At 37.9% G+C, this 17,934-nt stretch carries 18 protein-coding genes; 4 read left to right on the forward strand and 14 right to left on the reverse strand.

Annotation, left to right across the window (positions count from 1 at the left end; genetic code table 11):
* The first annotated feature begins 36 nt into the window (after window positions 1–36).
* The 3 genes from ZA05_RS04730 to ZA05_RS04740 all read left to right on the forward strand — a co-directional run bounded on the left by ZA05_RS04730 (window position 37) and on the right by ZA05_RS04740 (window position 3,824).
* Window positions 37–1,140, forward strand: coding sequence for a hypothetical protein (locus ZA05_RS04730; RefSeq protein WP_053990529.1), 1,104 nt, complete (start codon window positions 37–39; stop codon window positions 1,138–1,140).
* Between the two features lie 18 nt (window positions 1,141–1,158).
* Entirely contained in the window at window positions 1,159–2,850 is a 1,692-nt protein-coding gene (locus ZA05_RS04735; protein WP_053990530.1) for an FG-GAP-like repeat-containing protein, read from the forward strand.
* 62 nt (window positions 2,851–2,912) lie between these two features.
* A complete protein-coding gene (locus ZA05_RS04740; protein WP_053990531.1) occupies window positions 2,913–3,824 on the forward strand; it encodes an ABC transporter ATP-binding protein in 912 nt (303 codons plus the stop codon).
* On the opposite strand, the gene ZA05_RS04745 is transcribed toward ZA05_RS04740, so the two are convergent.
* The 10 genes from ZA05_RS04745 to pdxA form a co-directional block, all read right to left on the reverse strand.
* Window positions 3,819–5,273: a redoxin family protein gene (locus ZA05_RS04745; RefSeq protein WP_053990532.1), complete on the reverse strand. Its 1,455-nt coding sequence runs from the start codon at window positions 5,271–5,273 to the stop codon at window positions 3,819–3,821. The two genes, ZA05_RS04740 and ZA05_RS04745, sit on opposite strands and share 6 nt — an antisense overlap.
* Before the next feature lie 49 nt (window positions 5,274–5,322).
* Entirely contained in the window at window positions 5,323–5,784 is a 462-nt protein-coding gene (locus ZA05_RS04750; RefSeq protein WP_053990533.1) for a 3-oxoacyl-ACP synthase, read from the reverse strand.
* Complete coding sequence (gene mtgA / locus ZA05_RS04755) at window positions 5,774–6,469, reverse strand: monofunctional biosynthetic peptidoglycan transglycosylase (protein WP_053990534.1); 696 nt, start codon at window positions 6,467–6,469, stop codon at window positions 5,774–5,776. Before mtgA ends, ZA05_RS04750 begins: the two co-directional genes overlap by 11 nt.
* Window positions 6,470–6,473: 4 nt before the next feature.
* On the reverse strand, window positions 6,474–7,589 hold the full coding sequence (locus ZA05_RS04760; RefSeq protein WP_053990535.1) for an FAD-binding oxidoreductase: 1,116 nt from the start codon (window positions 7,587–7,589) through the stop codon (window positions 6,474–6,476).
* Window positions 7,590–7,760: 171 nt separating this feature from the next.
* Window positions 7,761–9,116 (reverse strand): acetyl-CoA carboxylase biotin carboxylase subunit, encoded by a 1,356-nt coding sequence (accC, locus tag ZA05_RS04765; protein WP_053990536.1) that lies wholly within the window; start codon window positions 9,114–9,116, stop codon window positions 7,761–7,763.
* 82 nt (window positions 9,117–9,198) lie between these two features.
* Window positions 9,199–9,687, reverse strand: a complete 489-nt coding sequence (gene accB / locus ZA05_RS04770) for an acetyl-CoA carboxylase biotin carboxyl carrier protein (RefSeq protein WP_053990537.1) — start codon at window positions 9,685–9,687, stop codon at window positions 9,199–9,201.
* Window positions 9,688–9,722: 35 nt separating this feature from the next.
* On the reverse strand, window positions 9,723–10,718 hold the full coding sequence (locus ZA05_RS04775) for a beta-ketoacyl-ACP synthase III (protein ID WP_053990538.1): 996 nt from the start codon (window positions 10,716–10,718) through the stop codon (window positions 9,723–9,725).
* Window positions 10,719–10,897: 179 nt separating this feature from the next.
* Window positions 10,898–11,101: a 50S ribosomal protein L32 gene (rpmF, locus tag ZA05_RS18010; RefSeq protein ID WP_076662774.1), complete on the reverse strand. Its 204-nt coding sequence runs from the start codon at window positions 11,099–11,101 to the stop codon at window positions 10,898–10,900.
* A gap of 8 nt (window positions 11,102–11,109) precedes the next feature.
* The gene (locus tag ZA05_RS04780; RefSeq protein WP_053990539.1) at window positions 11,110–11,649 is read right to left on the reverse strand and encodes a DUF177 domain-containing protein; all 540 of its coding nucleotides are present in this window, start codon (window positions 11,647–11,649) and stop codon (window positions 11,110–11,112) included.
* Between the two features lie 72 nt (window positions 11,650–11,721).
* A complete protein-coding gene (pdxA, locus tag ZA05_RS04785) occupies window positions 11,722–12,768 on the reverse strand; it encodes a 4-hydroxythreonine-4-phosphate dehydrogenase PdxA (RefSeq protein ID WP_053990540.1) in 1,047 nt (348 codons plus the stop codon).
* 144 nt (window positions 12,769–12,912) lie between these two features.
* On the opposite strand from pdxA, the gene ZA05_RS04790 reads away from it, so the two are divergent.
* Window positions 12,913–13,503, forward strand: coding sequence for a riboflavin synthase (locus ZA05_RS04790; protein ID WP_053990541.1), 591 nt, complete (start codon window positions 12,913–12,915; stop codon window positions 13,501–13,503).
* A gap of 6 nt (window positions 13,504–13,509) precedes the next feature.
* On the opposite strand, the gene ZA05_RS04795 is transcribed toward ZA05_RS04790, so the two are convergent.
* The 4 genes from ZA05_RS04795 to pelA form a co-directional block, all read right to left on the reverse strand.
* Window positions 13,510–13,707 (reverse strand): hypothetical protein, encoded by a 198-nt coding sequence (locus ZA05_RS04795; protein WP_053990542.1) that lies wholly within the window; start codon window positions 13,705–13,707, stop codon window positions 13,510–13,512.
* Between the two features lie 520 nt (window positions 13,708–14,227).
* The gene (locus ZA05_RS04800) at window positions 14,228–15,145 is read right to left on the reverse strand and encodes an alpha/beta hydrolase (RefSeq protein ID WP_053990543.1); all 918 of its coding nucleotides are present in this window, start codon (window positions 15,143–15,145) and stop codon (window positions 14,228–14,230) included.
* A 32-nt stretch (window positions 15,146–15,177) separates the two neighbouring features.
* Window positions 15,178–15,939, reverse strand: a complete 762-nt coding sequence (locus ZA05_RS04805) for a rhamnogalacturonan acetylesterase (RefSeq protein WP_053990544.1) — start codon at window positions 15,937–15,939, stop codon at window positions 15,178–15,180.
* Window positions 15,926–17,905, reverse strand: coding sequence for a pectate lyase (pelA, locus tag ZA05_RS04810; RefSeq protein ID WP_157514521.1), 1,980 nt, complete (start codon window positions 17,903–17,905; stop codon window positions 15,926–15,928). The genes ZA05_RS04805 and pelA overlap by 14 nt, the downstream gene beginning before the upstream one ends.
* Window positions 17,906–17,934 lie beyond the last annotated feature (29 nt).

The following is a 17,934-nucleotide window of genomic DNA, read 5'->3' on the forward strand; positions in this document are numbered from 1 at the left end:
CAAAGAATTATATTAGTTGTCCAAATTTTACTGCGAATGTTAAAAAACTATGTAAGGGTATTTGGCTTTTTTTGGGTGGTCTTGGTATTTTTTTCTTGCGCCAAGGATGACGACCAGTATGTCCCCATAGCAGAGCCGGAAGAAACCTCTCCCGTAGTTTTCGACATTGAAAACGTCCCATATCCCACACTTTCCGAATACAATTTTTTCGAAGGAAACATAGCTGATTTAAGTCCCGTTTATGGGGTTTTACCTTACGATGTCATTGCTCCTTTATTTTCAGACTACGCCCATAAAAAACGCTTTGTTTGGATGCCCAAGGATTCTCAAGCCCACTATATTGATGACTATTCCATTATTGAATTTCCATTAGGCACTATTCTAATCAAAAACTTCTATTATGACGAAGTCCTTCCTGAAGCCTCTAAAAAACTAATAGAAACTCGCCTTCAAATTAAGAAAGAAGAAGGTTGGATTTTTGCCAATTATGTTTGGAACGATTTGCAAACAGAAGCAACGTTCGATCTTACCGGAAGCCTAAAAGCATTTCAGTTTCTTGAAAATGGCATTCAAAAAAATATCAATTACCGTATTCCGCCTTATGCAGAATGCCTTACATGTCATAAGTCGGAAAACGACACGCCCTATCCTATTGGAGTAAAACCACAAAACCTGGATCGCAACTATACGTACCAAGATGGCAGTACGAAAAACCAATTGGAGAAATGGGTGGAGTTTGGCTATTTAAGTCCTGATTTCCCAGACACTATAGACCATATGGTTTCTTGGAGTGACGACACAGAGGATTTGGAAACAAGAGTGCGTTCATATTTAGACATCAACTGTGCACATTGCCATTCCGATTTGGGACATTGCAACTACAGAGAACTCCGTTTTGCCTTCCATGAAACCGAAGACTTGACCAATTTAGGCCTTTGTGTGGAAGCCCAAGATATTTACGATCCTTCCGCCTCCAACATCATCAATCCCGGCAGCCCAGAAAACTCTTTGCTGCTGGTAAGGCTGAACACTACAGAAGAATCCCTCAGAATGCCCTTATTGGGCAGAACCCTAAAACATGATGAAGGTATTGAGCTTTTACAAACCTGGATCAGTTCATTAAATATAAACTGTGAATAATAGTTAATCCATTTAATTATGAAAAAACAAATACTCTTTTTGGCTTCCCTTTTGGCTTCCTTTGCAACCCATGCGCAAAGCGGCAATACTCCCCCAATTACTTTCTCCACCGAATATGTCACGGCCAATGGTCCTTACGACCTAGGTGTAGTAGATATGAACGGGGATTTTTTGGACGACACCGTGTCCATTAATGCAGAAACTACTGTTGACGGTGTTACAACACCAGACCATTATATTAACATCAACTATCAATTGGCAAGTGGAGGATTCAACAATGTGACCATTTATACATCCGAGGCCGATTTTCTCCCTACTTGGAGTTTATCTGCAGGTGATTGGGATGCTAATGGCTACAACGACCTCATGTACGGCTCATCCAATGGAGTCACATTTATGCAGGCCAATGATGATGGAACTGCCTTTACGGAAATTTCAGGTTCTGAGAGTGTATTTTCCCAGCGTGGTAATTTTGTAGACATTAATAATGACGGGCATTTAGACGCCTTTATGTGCCATGATTTAGCACCCAGTGTCTCTTATATAAATGATGGTGACAACAACTTGATTTACGAAAACACTAATGGTCTTGGAGACTTTTCGACTGGAGGCAACTATGCCTCGGTTTGGATTGATTATGATAACGATTACGACATTGACATGTTTATGGCCAAATGTGGTGGATCTGATGCGCGACGTACTAACCAATTATACCAAAATAATGGAGATGGCACCTATACAGAAGTAGGGGCTGCTGCTGGGCTAGCTGATATTATCCAAACATGGTCTGCTGCTTGGGGCGATTTCGATAATGATGGAGATATGGATGCCTACGTTGGGTCTAGTCAAAATGATACAGACCCTGAAATAACAGTCAATGACCATAAGCTTATGATGAACAATGGCGACGGCACCTTCACAGATGTTACCTCAGGCTCTGGAGTGGCCGAAGCTGCCTTTGGACACGAAAACGTCCCTGGGGATTTTGACAACGATGGAAATCTTGACATTTACACCAATGGCGATATTCTATTTGGAAATGGAGACATGACTTTTACTCTTATGGACAACTTAACTATTCCAGGTTCTGGAGCAATTGGCGACCTGAACAACGATGGCTTTTTGGATTTTTTTAGGTTTAATACCATTTATTACAATGACACCAATGACAACAATTGGCTTAAAATAATTACCGTTGGAAATATCCATGAAAGTGAAGATTCCAGTAATCGCAACGGTATTGGATCGAGGGTAGAAATAAGCACCCCTTCTGGCACTCAAATTAGAGATGTAAGAAGTGGTGAAGGTTTTAAATATATGCATACATTAAACACCCATTTTGGGCTTGGTTCTGACACTACCGTAAATTATGTTAGAATCTATTGGCCCTCTGGCGCTATTGATGAAATCCTAAACCCGTCCATAAATGGGTCCCTAGTCATCCAAGAAAGTGAAACCCTTAGCCTTGAGGACTCCATTGTTGATAATTTGATCATTTACCCCAACCCAACCAAAGACATGTTATATTTAAGTTCTTCTTTGGAATTGGAAAATACCGTCTATACGGTTTTTGACATACAGGGAAAACGTGTTTTGAATGCCAAACTCACAAACAATTCTATTGATGTATCTACTTTATCAAATGGCAACTATGTATTACGTCTAGTGAATAACACATTCATTAAAACCAAGAAGTTCATTAAACAATAACCTCTCAGAAACATAACTTAAACGCTCAGCTAACTGAGCGTTTTTTATGCTATTTTTGCAGCATGCTTCAAGTAAAAAACTTATCATTTCACTATAAAGACAATTCGGTATTAAAAGATGTCAATTTTGAAGTTGGTATTGGCGAACACCTTTCCATAATTGGGGAAAGCGGCTCGGGTAAAAGTACTCTTCTAAAGTTACTCTACGGCGAACACGATTTAGACCAAGGCGAGATTTTTTGGAAAAACACACAAATATTGGGGCCAAAATTCAATTTGGTCATTGGCTACGATTTTATGAAATATGTCGCCCAAGAATTTGATTTGATGCCTTTCACATCGGTAGAGGAAAACATTGGAAAATTCCTGTCTAACTTTTATCCCAAAGAGAAACAAAAAAGAGTTGCTGAACTCCTGGAGGTTGTAGAGTTGTCCCACTTTGCCAAAACCAAAGTAAAGACCTTAAGTGGTGGCCAAAAGCAACGTGTGGCCTTGGCGAGAGCTTTGGCAAAACAGCCAGAAATAATGTTATTGGATGAGCCCTTTAGCCACATTGACAATTTTAAAAAACAATCCTTACGCCGAAATGTGTTTCAATATTTAAAGCGACATAAAATTACCTGTATTGTTGCCACCCATGACAGTGAAGATGTTTTAGGATTTTCAGATAGAATGATTGTTTTGGACAAGCACCAAATTGTAGGCAATGATTCCCCTGAAAATTTGTTCAATAATCCACAGACGCCTTTAATAGCTTCCTTTTTTGGAGAATTCAATATCATTGAAGGAAACATTGTTTACGCTCATCAATTAAAAGTGGTTCCAAAATCTAACCTTAAAGCAACCGTCAAACAGGCCTATTTTAAAGGGGGTTATTATTTGATTGAAGCAGATTTAAATGGAGATATTGTTTTTTTGAATCATCCCAAAACAATTGAATTAGGCACCTCTATTTATATTGAAAAACAACTATAGGCTTTCCTCCTTCAATACTGCTTCAAGTTGTTCCAATTTACTTGGCCTTGGAGCGTCTATAGTTTTTATATTCCCTTTTTCATCTACCAATAAATATTGAGGAATAGATACAGAGCCCTCATAAGGTGAAAAGTTATTTGCAAAGTGAGCAAAGAATTCTTGACTTGCTAAATGATGATAGCCCAAGAGGTCATAGTATTTAATCATATCCAACCAACGTTGCTTGTCCTCTTTCCTATCTAATGACACGTATAACTTTTTGTAGTTATATTTCTCCAATAATTGGTTTAAAGCCTCATTATGTTCAAATTCCTTTTTACACGGAGCACAATTCGTTGCCCAAACATCTACATATAGTTTTTCTCCATTCGTATCCAAAAGCAATCTATTGAAATCATTAATGTTTTCATTGTCCAAAAATCTTACCGCTGAGGGCATTTCACCCTTTATTTTATCATGAAATTCTACAATCTCATTAATATCTGGTTCTATGTAGGGTATAAACTTGCTGTTAGGATATGAGGATTTAAAATCTTTGAAAGCAACTACCAAACTCTTTTCAAACTTTTTGACCTTTAATGCAGAAAACAAGTAATAGGCTAAATAGCGTTCCTGGTATTCTGGAGATAAATTTTTATTTATGGTCTCAATAATAACAGGATGCAAACTGTCCTTTTGATACAACTCATCTCTTTGTTCCCAATTAAACTGACTTTTTAATTTAGGCCATATAATACCACTCCTTACATACTTATACCAATTTATTGGTGCATCCTTGATGTTATATGGATATTGACGAAGGGTAGTAGTGATAATAGAGTCGATTTCCTTTTTCTCCTCGAAATTACCCTTTCTACTTGACCCCGAAACCAAGCTAACCCGTGCATTGGCATAATAATAATTGATATCATTCAGGCTGAACTCGTAAAATTGCGGATCTATTTTATCGGCATTCAATAAAGAATCTAATTGCCTAAGTTCTGTACTCTTCAACTTATACAAACTGCTTTCAAGCAAGGCAAAAGTGCTATCCTTTACAAACCTATCTTGAAAACTAAAAGTACCTATATCATCTCTGTTAAATTGATTAAACAACTCTTGCCCTTCTCCATTATCTTCAGAAAAAGAAACTTTATCATTATTGATCGCAATCCGATACGTTTGATTTGGTAATAAAACCATTCTTAACTCCTTACCACTAACATTTAGTTTTACATATTCAGGTTCTTGGAGGTCAACATCTATTCTAAACTCTTTATTGTTGTTTCGGTGAATACTATCTTTTTTGCTCCCCCATAAAAATATACCATCTTGAGGTCTGTAAAAGTCTACATATAAAAGACTGTCTTGATCTGTGGTTATAATAATCTGTGTTTTCGGGTTTTCAATAGTCTTTTGACAACCAAAAAACATCCCTGCAAGAAAACATATTATTGTAATATTTTTCATAATAATATAAATATACTATTACAAACATAAACTATATTTTAATTACCACTTATAATACACCGATAATATTAAATTGAGTTCCTCTAAAAACAAAGTTATCACCCACCTGTTTCCCCATTAGCAACTGACCTATTGGAGTGGCAGCTGAAATGGCATAAAAAGCCATGTCTTCAATATTCAGTTCACCCAAACTTATAGCTATAAAATAATTTCCTTTATCGGTAAACACCACACTCCCCAAACCAATTATTTTAGGGCTACTATTAGGATCTATTTTGGATAGAACTGCTTTGGTGCGTTCCAGTTCTGCTAATTGTTGACCTGCCTTTTCCCGTTCCAATTGCAGCATAGCACGGCCTGTTTCATGCTTATCTCCCGCACTGCTTTTAGTTTCGGAATTTAGGGATTCTTGAATATCCAGAATACTTTGTTGGCTGACCTTCAACCGAGCGTCTATCAATTCCATGCATTGATGCAGCAACTTAGGTTTTATTAATTCTTTATTCTTCATTGGGAACAGAATAATCTAAAGGTCCATAAAAGCCCATTTGTTTAACAATCCACTCCTTTCTCCCCTGAATATATGCTGTGGCAGGTTGAGCTTTGTAATGCCTTGGATTGGGCAAGATAGCCGCTATAGCAGCTGCCTCATATTGGGATAATTTACTGGCAGGCTTTTTAAACCAATAACGGGAAGCCGCTTCTGCACCATAAATACCATTACCCATTTCAATGCTGTTAAGGTACACCTCAATAATACGTTCCTTTGGCCAAACCAATTCAATTAAAAATGTGAAATATGCTTCCAATCCTTTACGTAACCAACTACGTCCTGGCCATAAAAACACATTTTTTGCCGTTTGCTGACTAATAGTACTTCCTCCTTTAATTCGCTTGCCTTTTTTGTTATTTTCATAGGCCTTTTCAATGGCTTTTACATCGAATCCATGATGTTTTACAAAGGTTTGGTCCTCACTGCAAATAACGGCCAATTGTAGATTTTTAGAAATCGCTTCCAAAGGTTCCCAATCGTGTTTCCACATTTGTCTCTCTTTCTCCTTTGGCTGCTCATAATAGCGAATTACCATCAGCGGTGTGATGGGTACCGGCACCCAACGATAGATAATCACCAAGCCTGCAGAAAGGATAATCCACAGAAAAATAAGTTTCACAAAAAATCTGATGAGCTTATTCATGATATCAATCTAACAATTCAGCCAATTCCTTTCCTACCAAACTCCCAATGGCAACGCCCATGCCTCCCAGTCTAACACCACAAAACACATTGTTGGACACTTGCTTCAGGATTGGTTTCTTTTGCGCTCCAACCCCCATAATACCACTCCATCTGTTTTCAATTTCAAAAGATATATCAGGTAAAATTGTGTTTTTAAGCAAATCCTCTAACTGGTTTTGAACTAATTCCGAGAGTCCAAATTGGGTGGTTTCCTCTGTTTTAAAATCCAAGTTTCGACCACCTCCAAAAAGCACTCTATCCCCGACATTTCTAAAATAATAATACCCTCTATCCAAATGAAAGGTGCCTTTAAATGGTAATTTTTTGATAGGTTTGGTTACCAACACTTGAGCTCTTGCCGGCAAGACGGTTTCGTTTAAAAGTTGGGACGCAAATCCGTTGGTGGCCACAAATAATTTGGAAGTTGACACTTCAAAATCCTTCGTTTTTATGACTACACCTGTATTTGTTTCCGAAAAGCTTTCAACAGCAACGTTATTCAAGATCTTCACACCTAAAGACTGCACTTTAAACAACAAAGCCTCCATCATTTTTCCTGTGTCAATCTGACCTTCGAAAGAGGTGTATAGAAATTTGTTTTGCACATTTTGAAATCCAAATGTATTTTCCTTCAGTTCAAATACCTCTTCCTTAAACAAAGGATGAAGCAACTTGTTAACGGATTCCATTTGCTCCAAACAAGCATCAAAAGAAGAACTTTGTTCTTGAGTAAACAGTTCGTAGCCCCCATATTGTTTAAAATCAATAGTTGTATCACTTAAATTTTGACGCAATAGTTTTAAGCCTTCCACACGTTTTTGAACCAACTGAAATACATTTTCCTCATCATGGGACTGCATATCCTCCAAGATCTCGCTAAGACTCCCGAAACAGGCAAAACCGGCATTTTTGGTACTAGCACCTTGAGGCAAGATGCCCTTTTCCAAAACAAGTATCTTGGCCTTTGGATATTTTTTCTTTAGATGCAGGGCACAGTTCAACCCAACAATACCACTGCCAACAATGGTAAAATCCACGTTGGAGAACCAAGATTGTATTTCCCAAAAAGACCAATTCATGTTACGAAGTTACTGTTTTCGTGTTAAGGATGGAAGTGACATCCTTTTTGTTTTTCACAAAAAGATACAACGGACAGCCTGACTTTTGGGCAAATACTTTTGGGCAAAAGAACACCATAAAAAAACTCCGAACTTTACAATTCGGAGTCTTTATTATTTTATAGGAATATGTTATTCTTCTTCCTTAAGATCTTGCATTTTGAAACCTTCCATAAATTTGGTGGTATAGTTTCCAGCAAGATAATCTGGGTGGTCCATCAACTGTCTGTGGAAAGGAATGGTTGTTTTAATTCCTTCGATGACGAACTCATCCAAAGCACGCTTCATTTTGTTGATGGCTTCTTCTCTAGTTTGAGCGGTTGTAATCAACTTCGCAATCATAGAGTCATAGTTTGGCGGAATGGTATACCCAGCATATACGTGGGTATCCAAACGAACACCATGTCCTCCCGGTGCATGTAATGTGGTGATTTTACCTGGTGATGGTCTAAAATCGTTGAACGGGTCTTCCGCATTGATTCTACACTCAATGGAATGTAAGTTTGGCTCGTAGTTTTTACCAGAAATTGGCACACCTGCAGCCACCAAAATTTGTTCACGGATCAAGTCGAAATCAATTACCTGCTCGGTAATTGGATGCTCCACTTGGATACGCGTGTTCATTTCCATGAAGTAGAAGTTACGGTGCTTATCCACCAAAAACTCGATGGTACCGGCGCCTTCGTATTTTATATATTCGGCCGCCTTTACAGCTGCGTCCCCCATTTTGGTTCTCAACTCATCGGTCATGAAAGGTGATGGCACTTCCTCTGTCAATTTTTGGTGACGACGTTGGATAGAACAGTCACGTTCTGACAAGTGACATGCTTTTCCTCTGGAATCTCCAACAATCTGGATCTCGATATGTCTAGGCTCTTCAATGAGTTTTTCCATGTACATATCATCGTTTCCAAAGGCTGCTTTAGATTCCTGTCTGGCGGAATCCCATGCGTTTTTGAGGTCTTCAGCCTTCCAAACAGCACGCATTCCTTTACCACCACCTCCGGCAGTAGCCTTCAGCATTACAGGATAACCAACTTCCTCGGCCAACTTTTCGCACTCCTCGTAACTAGCAATGATTCCGTCACTTCCAGGCACACATGGCACACCAGCTTCCTTCATGGTTGCTTTTGCAGTGGCCTTATCTCCCATTTTCGAGATCATCTCCGGAGAGGCACCAATAAACTTGATATCGTGTTCTTCACAGATTTTTGAAAACTTGGCATTTTCAGACAAGAATCCATAACCTGGGTGAATTGCATCTGCATTGGTAATTTCTGCAGCTGCAATGATATTTGACATTTTTAAGTAAGATTCTGAACTAGGGGCAGGACCAATACAAACCGCTTCATCGGCAAATTTAACGTGCAAACTATCGGCATCTGCCGTAGAATACACAGCCACCGTTTTAATGCCCATTTCCTTACAGGTTCTAATTACACGAAGTGCAATTTCTCCTCGATTGGCAACTAATATTTTTTTAAACATAAATTCTTCAAATTTTCAATATTCAAAAAACAAATCCCGAAGTACCTCTTCAGGTTTTGGAATTGAAAATTGGGATTTTACATTAAGATGGGTCCACTAAAAACAATGGTTGATCAAACTCTACTGGAGAGGCATCGTCCACCAATATTTTTACGATTTTACCTGAAATTTCAGATTCTATTTCGTTGAAAAGTTTCATGGCTTCGATTACACAAAGCACATCTCCTTCTTTAATAGTGCTGCCTACCTCCACAAATACAGGTTTGTCTGGTGCAGGCTTACGGTAAAAAGTACCGATGATAGGAGACTTAATAGTTACATATTTTGAATTGTCATCTGCTGGAGCTGCCGCTGGAACTGCTGCAGGAATAGTAGCTTGCACCTCTGCTACTGGAGGAGCTTGCGCTATAGGATTGTTAACTGGGATTTGTTGTAAGATAGTAGTAGATTCACCTTTATCGTCACTTCCTGTCTTAATGGTGATCTTGATATCGTCCATTTCCAATTTAACCTCACTTGCACCAGATTTGGCTACAAATTTGATTAAGTTTTGAATTTCCTTTATATCCATAATAGTTTAATTATATTATTAGTTTAGTTTAAGAATTAGGAATTGTAGGCCCATTTTAAATAGACCGATCCCCAAGTAAATCCGCCACCAAAGGCAGCAAATATTAAATTATCTCCTTTTTTGAATTGGGATTCGAAATCGCTTAACAACAACGGTAAGGTGGCCGAAGTTGTGTTTCCATAACGATGGATATTCTTAAGAACCTTTTCCTCTGGAAGGCTCATTCTATTGGCAGTTGCATCGATAATACGCAAGTTGGCTTGGTGTGGCACCAACCAAGACACGTCCTCATGGCTAAGGTTATTTCGCTGCATGATTTTTTCAGCTACATCGGCCATATTGGACACCGCAAATTTAAATACTGTGCGTCCATCCTGATGTACGAAGTGTTGACCATTTTTTACAGTTTCCACACTTGGAGGCAAAATAGATCCTCCTGCTTCAATCTTAAGGAATTCCCTTCCGGCACCATCGCTTCGCAAATATTCATCCTGAAATCCTAGACCTTCCGTATTTGGTTCGAACAAAGCTGCACCGGCACCGTCTCCAAAAATAATGCAGGTAGTCCGGTCTGTATAATCAATGATCGAAGACATTTTATCTGCTCCAATCAATAGTACTTTTTTATAACGACCAGACTCGATATAAGCCGCTGCTGTAGACATTCCGTAAAGGAAACTAGAGCACGCTGCCTGCAAATCGTATGCAAAGGCGTTGGTCGCTCCTATTTCAGAAGCTACGTAAACCGCAGTAGATGCCACCAACAAATCTGGGGTAGCCGTAGCCACAATCACCAAATCAATTTCTTTGGGATCCACCTGTTTGCGTTCCATTAAGTTTTCTGCTGCTTTGATGGCAAGGTAAGATGTTCCTGCCCCTTCTTTTTTAAGTATTCGCCTTTCTTTGATACCCGTTCTAGTAGTAATCCATTCATCGTTTGTATCAACCATAGTTTCTAGAACTTTATTTGATAATACAAAGTCAGGTAGATAGGCTCCTACAGCTGTAATTGCCGCTGTGATTTTACTCATTACTTATTTATTAGTTATCCAAAATTTTGGCAAAAAAGGCCAAAAACAAGTAAATTTTGACGAAATTACTACTTTTTTAGTCAATTAAGGCGCAAATTAACTTGTTTTTGAGACTTTAAAAAATTAATCATAAAAAAAACGCTCATTGCTGAGCGTTTTATTATATGCATGCATAATATTTATGCTAAATTCTCTTCTTTCTCAGAGTTGTCAATTAGGACTTGACCTCTATAGTACAACTTTCCTTCGTGCCAATGAGCTCTGTGGTATAAGTGAGCTTCTCCTGTAGTAGGACACGTCGCTATCTGAGGAACAGATGCCTTGTAATGTGTTCTTCTCTTATCTCTTCTTGTTTTAGAAATCTTTCTTTTAGGATGTGCCATTTTATATGTTATTTATCCGTTAATAGTTTTTTTAATGTATTCCAACGAGGGTCTATCTCCTCCGATGTTTTAGTTTCCTTTTCCCCTTTTGGGCTCAACTCTTCCAACTTTTTAAGTACGTCCGACTGCAATGTACCATCCATTACACCTGGGTGCACACGTTTGGCAGGTACCGACAATATGACCAATTCATAAATGTATTGCGCCACATTCAGTTCGTATTCTCCATGAGGCAAGATCAATATGTCTTCATATTCATCGTTGTATTCCTCTCCAAACTTAACAACCAAATCAAAATGACCTTTAACCTTTTGGTCAAACGGCTCATTGGTTACATCGCAATTGACATTTACAGTACCTTCAACAGTAAAATGCAGCTCCATTAAAGTGGACTTTTTTTCAAAATCCAAATGGGTCTCGATGTTTACATCATTGAACTCTTCGTACTCAAAATGTTCAAAGAACTTATTATCAATTTGATAATCAAAATGATGCTTTCCTACCTTTAAACCTACAAATTGTATGGTATATTCTTTTAAGGGCTTCATAGTCACTGTCATTTTGAGCCTGCAAATATATAAATTTTTTATTTATTACTACTTGTTATAAACAAAAAATGTTCATATCTTTTTTGGCGCCTTTTTTAATGGGTTTTTTGAAAGTACTTCGTACTCACTTCTATTCTTATAAATCTGTAAGGCCGTGAACACCGCTTCTTTAAACGAGCTTTCATCGGCTTTATTGGATCCAGCAATCTCATAGGCCGTCCCATGATCTGGTGACGTTCTAATTTTACTCAATCCTGCAGTAAAATTCACCCCCTGTCCAAACGAAATTGTCTTGAAGGGAATTAAACCTTGGTCGTGATAGGAAGCTACCACTGCATCAAAATTTTTGTAATTGTTTGAGCCAAAAAAGCTATCTGCCGAATATGGCCCATAAACCAACTTCCCAGTTTCTCTTATTTTCTTCAAGGTAGGTCCTAAAACCTTGTCATCCTCCTCTCCTATAACACCATTATCCCCTGCATGTGGATTAATGGCCAACACCGCAATACGAGGCCTATTGATATTAAAATCTTTTACCAAAGAGATATAAACGGTATTTATTTTGTCCTGGATTAATTGAGGTGTGATATTTTTAGGCACATCCTTTACAGGAACATGGTCGGTAAGTAAACCAACCTTAAGCCCTTCAGTAACCATAAACATCAAACTCTTACCTTCCAACTCCTTGGCCAAATAATCCGTATGTCCCGGGAATTTGAAGGTATCAGATTGGATATTGTGCTTATTGATAGGCGCTGTCACCAATACGTCCACAGCTCCTTTTTTAAGCGCCTGAGTAGCTGCTTCCAAAGATTTCACTGCATAGCCTCCTATTTTAATATCCTCCTTACCAAATTCAACAGTGACATTTTCTTTCCAAACATTCAAAACATTAATCTTCCCGTCCACTATTTGGCCAGCATCATGAATTCCATGTAAATTAACATTGCTTCCAATATGCTTCTTATAGAACGACATCACCTTAATAGAGGCGAAAATTATAGGTGTACAAAATTCTAGCATACGAGGATCTTCGTAGGTTTTTAAGATAATTTCTGGTCCTATACCGTTTAAATCACCTACCGAAATTCCTACTCTTATTGTATTATCTTTTTTCATTAAAATATATGTCAAAATTACAAGCTGTCACCTCTCATATGGTCTAATAACGTTAAACCTTACCACAAAAACAACAGCCCTTTCAGTAAATACAGTAATTGTACGTACTTTTGTACCTGCAAATTTAACCATTTATTCGACATTATGTTTACAGGAATTATTGAAGACTTAGGAGTAATCACAAAACTAGACACTGAACAGGACAACCTTCATATTACCGTAAAAAGCAACATTACTCCTGAATTAAAAATAGACCAAAGTGTCGCCCATAATGGCGTTTGTCTTACGGTAGTAAATATTTCAAATGAAGAATATACAGTTACAGCCATTAAGGAAACCCTAAATAAAACCAATTTAGGTTCTTTAAATATAGGAGATCAAGTAAATCTGGAAAGAGCCATGAAATTGGGAGACCGACTGGACGGCCATATTGTTCAAGGCCATGTTGACCAAATAGCGACTTGCACATCGATCAGCAGTGAAAATGGTAGCTGGGTATTTACATTCACTTACGACCCATCTTTACATAATATAACTATTGAAAAAGGATCAATTACTGTAAATGGAGTAAGCTTGACGGTGGTAAATTCTAAAAAGGGGGAATTTAGCGTTGCTATAATTCCTTACACATTTGAACATACCAACTTCAATCAGTTTCATAAAGGAAGTGTCGTAAATCTAGAATTTGATGTTGTGGGGAAATATATTAGCCAATTAAACAGGCTGTATCAATAGGAAATTCTATTTTTTCTGCTTGATTTTAACTCTAACACCATAGACACTAGCAACAATAAAACAAACTGAAACTAAACCATCAATCGGCAGCCCTGGAGGAGGAGTTCCTTGTGGTTGAGGCTGCGGAGGATCTTGAGCAACACAGATAAAGCTCACCAACACAAATAAAATTGAGACAAATATTTTTTTGTTTTGTATTTTCATTATCACTTTAATGCAAAAGCGAGCTTTTCAACTCCTAAATTAACAATCGTTTTTATCCTTACTATTAATCAATTCTGAAAACAAATGTTAAACGAAACGCCTCATAAGGTTAAATTTTAATAGGTTTTGAGGCAATTTGGTTCGTAAAATTATAAAAAAAAGTGACCTTACAAAACAAATGCAAAAAAAATATTCCATAAAATGCAAAAAAATCCGATAAAATGCATTTTAAAAATTAAACTTAAAAGATGAGCAATTACCGAATCAATTATAAAACAAACAGGTTAATCCTATGTTAGATTAACCTCAATAATTCCTTAAATCATCTAGAGTTTCCTTATTGAAAACCGTTTTACACAAATCTAAACTCCCTACTTAATTCTAAATAATTCAATTAAAAAAATAAAGATACGTCATAAAATTTTCGTGCAAATTTTCTCACTTATATCCTTTAACCGTAAAATGACAAGTTTATTAGCAAAAAAAAGTGCGATTTATTGCGCTTTTCACAAAAAAAACATTAGTCACATAAGTCTAAATCCTTCAGCCAATTTTCCAATGTTTTGGTCCAAGCTGTACTGCTACCTCTCCCCTTTAAACCAAATCCATGACCACCTTGATTATAGACATGCAATTCCGAAGACACGCCATTTTCCACAAGCCCTTTATAATATCTTAAACTATTTTCCACAGGCACCGCTCCGTCATCGGTAGCATGCACTAAAAAGGCAGGTGGTGTTTCAGCATCAATTTGTTCTTCCGAAGAGAATTTTTCAACCTCTTCTTTCCCCGGATTTTCATCAAGCAAATTGGTTTTAGATCCTTGATGCGTAACAACATCCTCCATTGAAATTACCGGATAAACCAATATTGAAAAATCAGGTCTTAATGACACCGACCCTTCTTCATATACAACCTCATCATAAAGCGTAGAAGCCGTTGCCGCCAGATGACCTCCAGCAGAAAATCCCATAATGCCTATTTTGGTTGCATCAAGATGAAACTCATCAGCATGGGTTCTAACATATCGAATTGCCTGTTGTACATCCTGTAACGGTCCAAAGGATTTATCTGTCATGATACCATCATACGGAAGTCTATATTTTAAAACAAATGCCATGATTCCAAGCTCATTCAGCCATTTAGCAGGTTGGACACCTTCCTTATCGATCGCCAAATAACCATAGCCCCCACCCGGGCAAATAATCACCGCTGTACCATTACTTTTTTCAGGTTTAAACACCGCCAACGTAGGCTTTGACACTTTATATACTCTAATCGCCTTGCCTTCATTAACCTCAGCTTCTTCTTGATACCCCTTATCCTCAATAGCATTAGGAACACCATTTGGATACAAGTCGATTTCCTCTTGCGAAACCATTTTAAATTGCACAGCCAATAACATTGCTCCAAAAACTAGCCATTTAAACAAATCCATCTTCTTAAAACTTTATTTTCAAAATTAGACTTCTATTTCAAATAATCCACCAAAAAACTCTCTGAATCTTTCAATTCTTGAACAAATCTTTTCGCCACTTCATTAGCACCCAGGGCCGATAAATGTGTATTATCTTCTTTTCCCTCAGGATAGAAAGGATGTTCTCCTGACTCAAAATGAAGATGTAGTTTTTTTGATTCTTCTACACCATAAGCCTCTTCCATCCGTTCTGTTAAATACTGCATATCTACAAAAGAAACATCGAGTTCTTGAGCAACCAACCTGACCTCCAAAGGATACATACCATGTGTATCTACCAAAGTACCATGTTCATTAAAGTTCCTCCTTACAATTGAAGAACACAAAATTGGCATCGCTCCTTTATCCTGCGTTTCCTGAACCATTCTGATTAAGTTATGACGATATGCCGTACGCGGATTAGTATATCTTTTTGGATCGTTTTCCTTTTGATCGTTGTGTCCAAACTGAATAATAACCACATCTTTGGGTTTTAATTTGGCAACCACCGAATCCCAACGCCCTTCAGCAATAAAACTTCTGGTACTGCGTCCGTTTACCGCATGATTTTCCACAGTCACCTTATCGTTGAAAAATGGCGGCAACACTTGCACCCAACCATGCTCTGGATTTTCTTCAGGATCCTTCTTATTCGCCATTGTAGAATCACCAACAGCATAAATTGTAATAGCTGCTTGAGGTTCTTCAACCTGTTCACTTTGTTTTTGACAGCCTGCCAACACTATTAGCAGCAACAATATTTTAAAATAGTTCATACCACTCTGGTTCATTACTTTTTGGATGTTCACCTAAGATGTTCTTTTTCGTATATTTCTTTGCTTCTTTATTGTTTAACTGATGTGACCACATCACTCTTTTTTCTGGATGAATTCCTTCTCCCTTACAATTGTATTCGGCATAAAAGGCATTTTTTTCTGCTTCTGGCTTCGACCAATTATGCCAACCTTCCGGAAGAATATGCCCTTCCATTTCGCAATTCAAAAACACGGTTTGCGCATAAATACGCCACGGCCTTCCCAAATACACTTCTGTCACACCTTTTTCTGCAGTCAACTTACAGTTTAAAAACACATATCCAAAACTTGCGCCTTGGGGTGTTGATGCTGCCGTGATATAGGAATCCTTTTTACTATGAATTATACAATCCTCGAACAGTGCCGTAGCCCCTCCAAAAATAAAGTCAGTAGTACCATCAATATAACAGTCCTTATAATATTGCTTTCCAATCCCTGATGCATACAAAGTATCTTGATTCCCTAAAATATTACAGTTATGTATCATAACACGATCTGAAAACACCGATAAAGCAACAGCCTGTCCAACATCACCCGAGGTATTTTGAATGGTCAAATTCCGAGCCTCAAAATCGTTAGCTTCCACCAACATGGTAGGAGTGAAAAAGGTAGAATTTCTTCCAAGATTAATTTTATCAAAATAATCATCGTAGGTGATAATTGTGTGTTCCTTACTTTCCCCAACCAATGACAGGTTAGTATTCCACTCATGCACCTTTACCTTTTCATAATACACCCCATTTTTCACAAAAATGGTTATGCGTTCATAAGGAAAGGACTTTGTATTATTAATAGCCTCTTGAATACTGGCATATTCTCCAGAACCATCTTTAGCCACCACCATATAACGTTCGTTCATTGGTTTTTTATGAATGATTTGCGCTTCTTTCCCGTACTTCTCTTTCCATTTTGGGTAACGTTTCAACACCTCTTTAGGTTCATTGGTGTACCACGCATAACCATTTCTTCGCTCAGCACCAATTTCAGCCATGGTGTACTTTTTAATCCCATCACGATCGCAGAAGAAAGGCCTGTTATCATCCAATTCCATAAAACGTGCCCAAATAGCTTCAGCAGTTGCGACCTGCACCATTATTTTTTCAGTTAATTCCCCGGAATCATCATAAAACCGTTCTTCTCGCAAACCTTCAACCTTCACCCTTTTAAACCAAACCACAGCCGCATCAACAGCCTGCACAACTTCAGGGGAAGGCTGTTCTAAAGCCATTAACAGCAACACAATATTAGCCGATTCCTTCCCACTTAAAGATGGCAATTCATAGGCCCTTGCTTTAGCAGGCGAAAAAGTTTTCTCATCATGTTGGGCACACCATCCTGTTAAAACCCCATTTTGAACATATTGTGTTTTTAATATACAGTCAATGCCCTTTTCAAAAGCAATATTAACCTTAACTAAAGTTGTTTCATCTGGTTCTATGGAATAATACCCTGACTTATTTTTTAATTCCAAAAGCAGCTTCATGATATTGGCCATGGAATCGTCATTATAGGTGATATGTGAATAATACCCCTTTTTAAGCGGATAAAACTGAGGCCAGCCTCCGATATCATATTGCGCTGCCAACAAATAATCCACGCCTTTTAGAAAAGCTTCTTTATATCTTTCATCGGGAACTTGACGATACATTTTAGAAAGAAAACGCATTTCCTGAACCGTAGCACCATTATCTGTCGTACAGCCTTCGCCCTGAGTTTTCAACTCCTGCAACTCCTTTTTTTCTTTTGAATTCAAAGGCAAATGCATTTGGATATTTTTAGGCCAGCCGCCAATATCTCTTTGGTATAACAGAACATTTTCGGCTATTCCCGTAGCCTCTTCCGAAGCAAACCATCCACCTTCTTCCTGATAAATTATTTCCCTCCAGGATTGGTCATGCACTTGAGCTAATACGCCTAAGTTCGCCATCAAACTTATGGCTAAAAATAAAGTATAAT

Origin of the sequence: Mangrovimonas sp. TPBH4, assembly GCF_001280505.1 — a bacterium.
GTDB lineage: Bacteria > Bacteroidota > Bacteroidia > Flavobacteriales > Flavobacteriaceae > Mangrovimonas_A.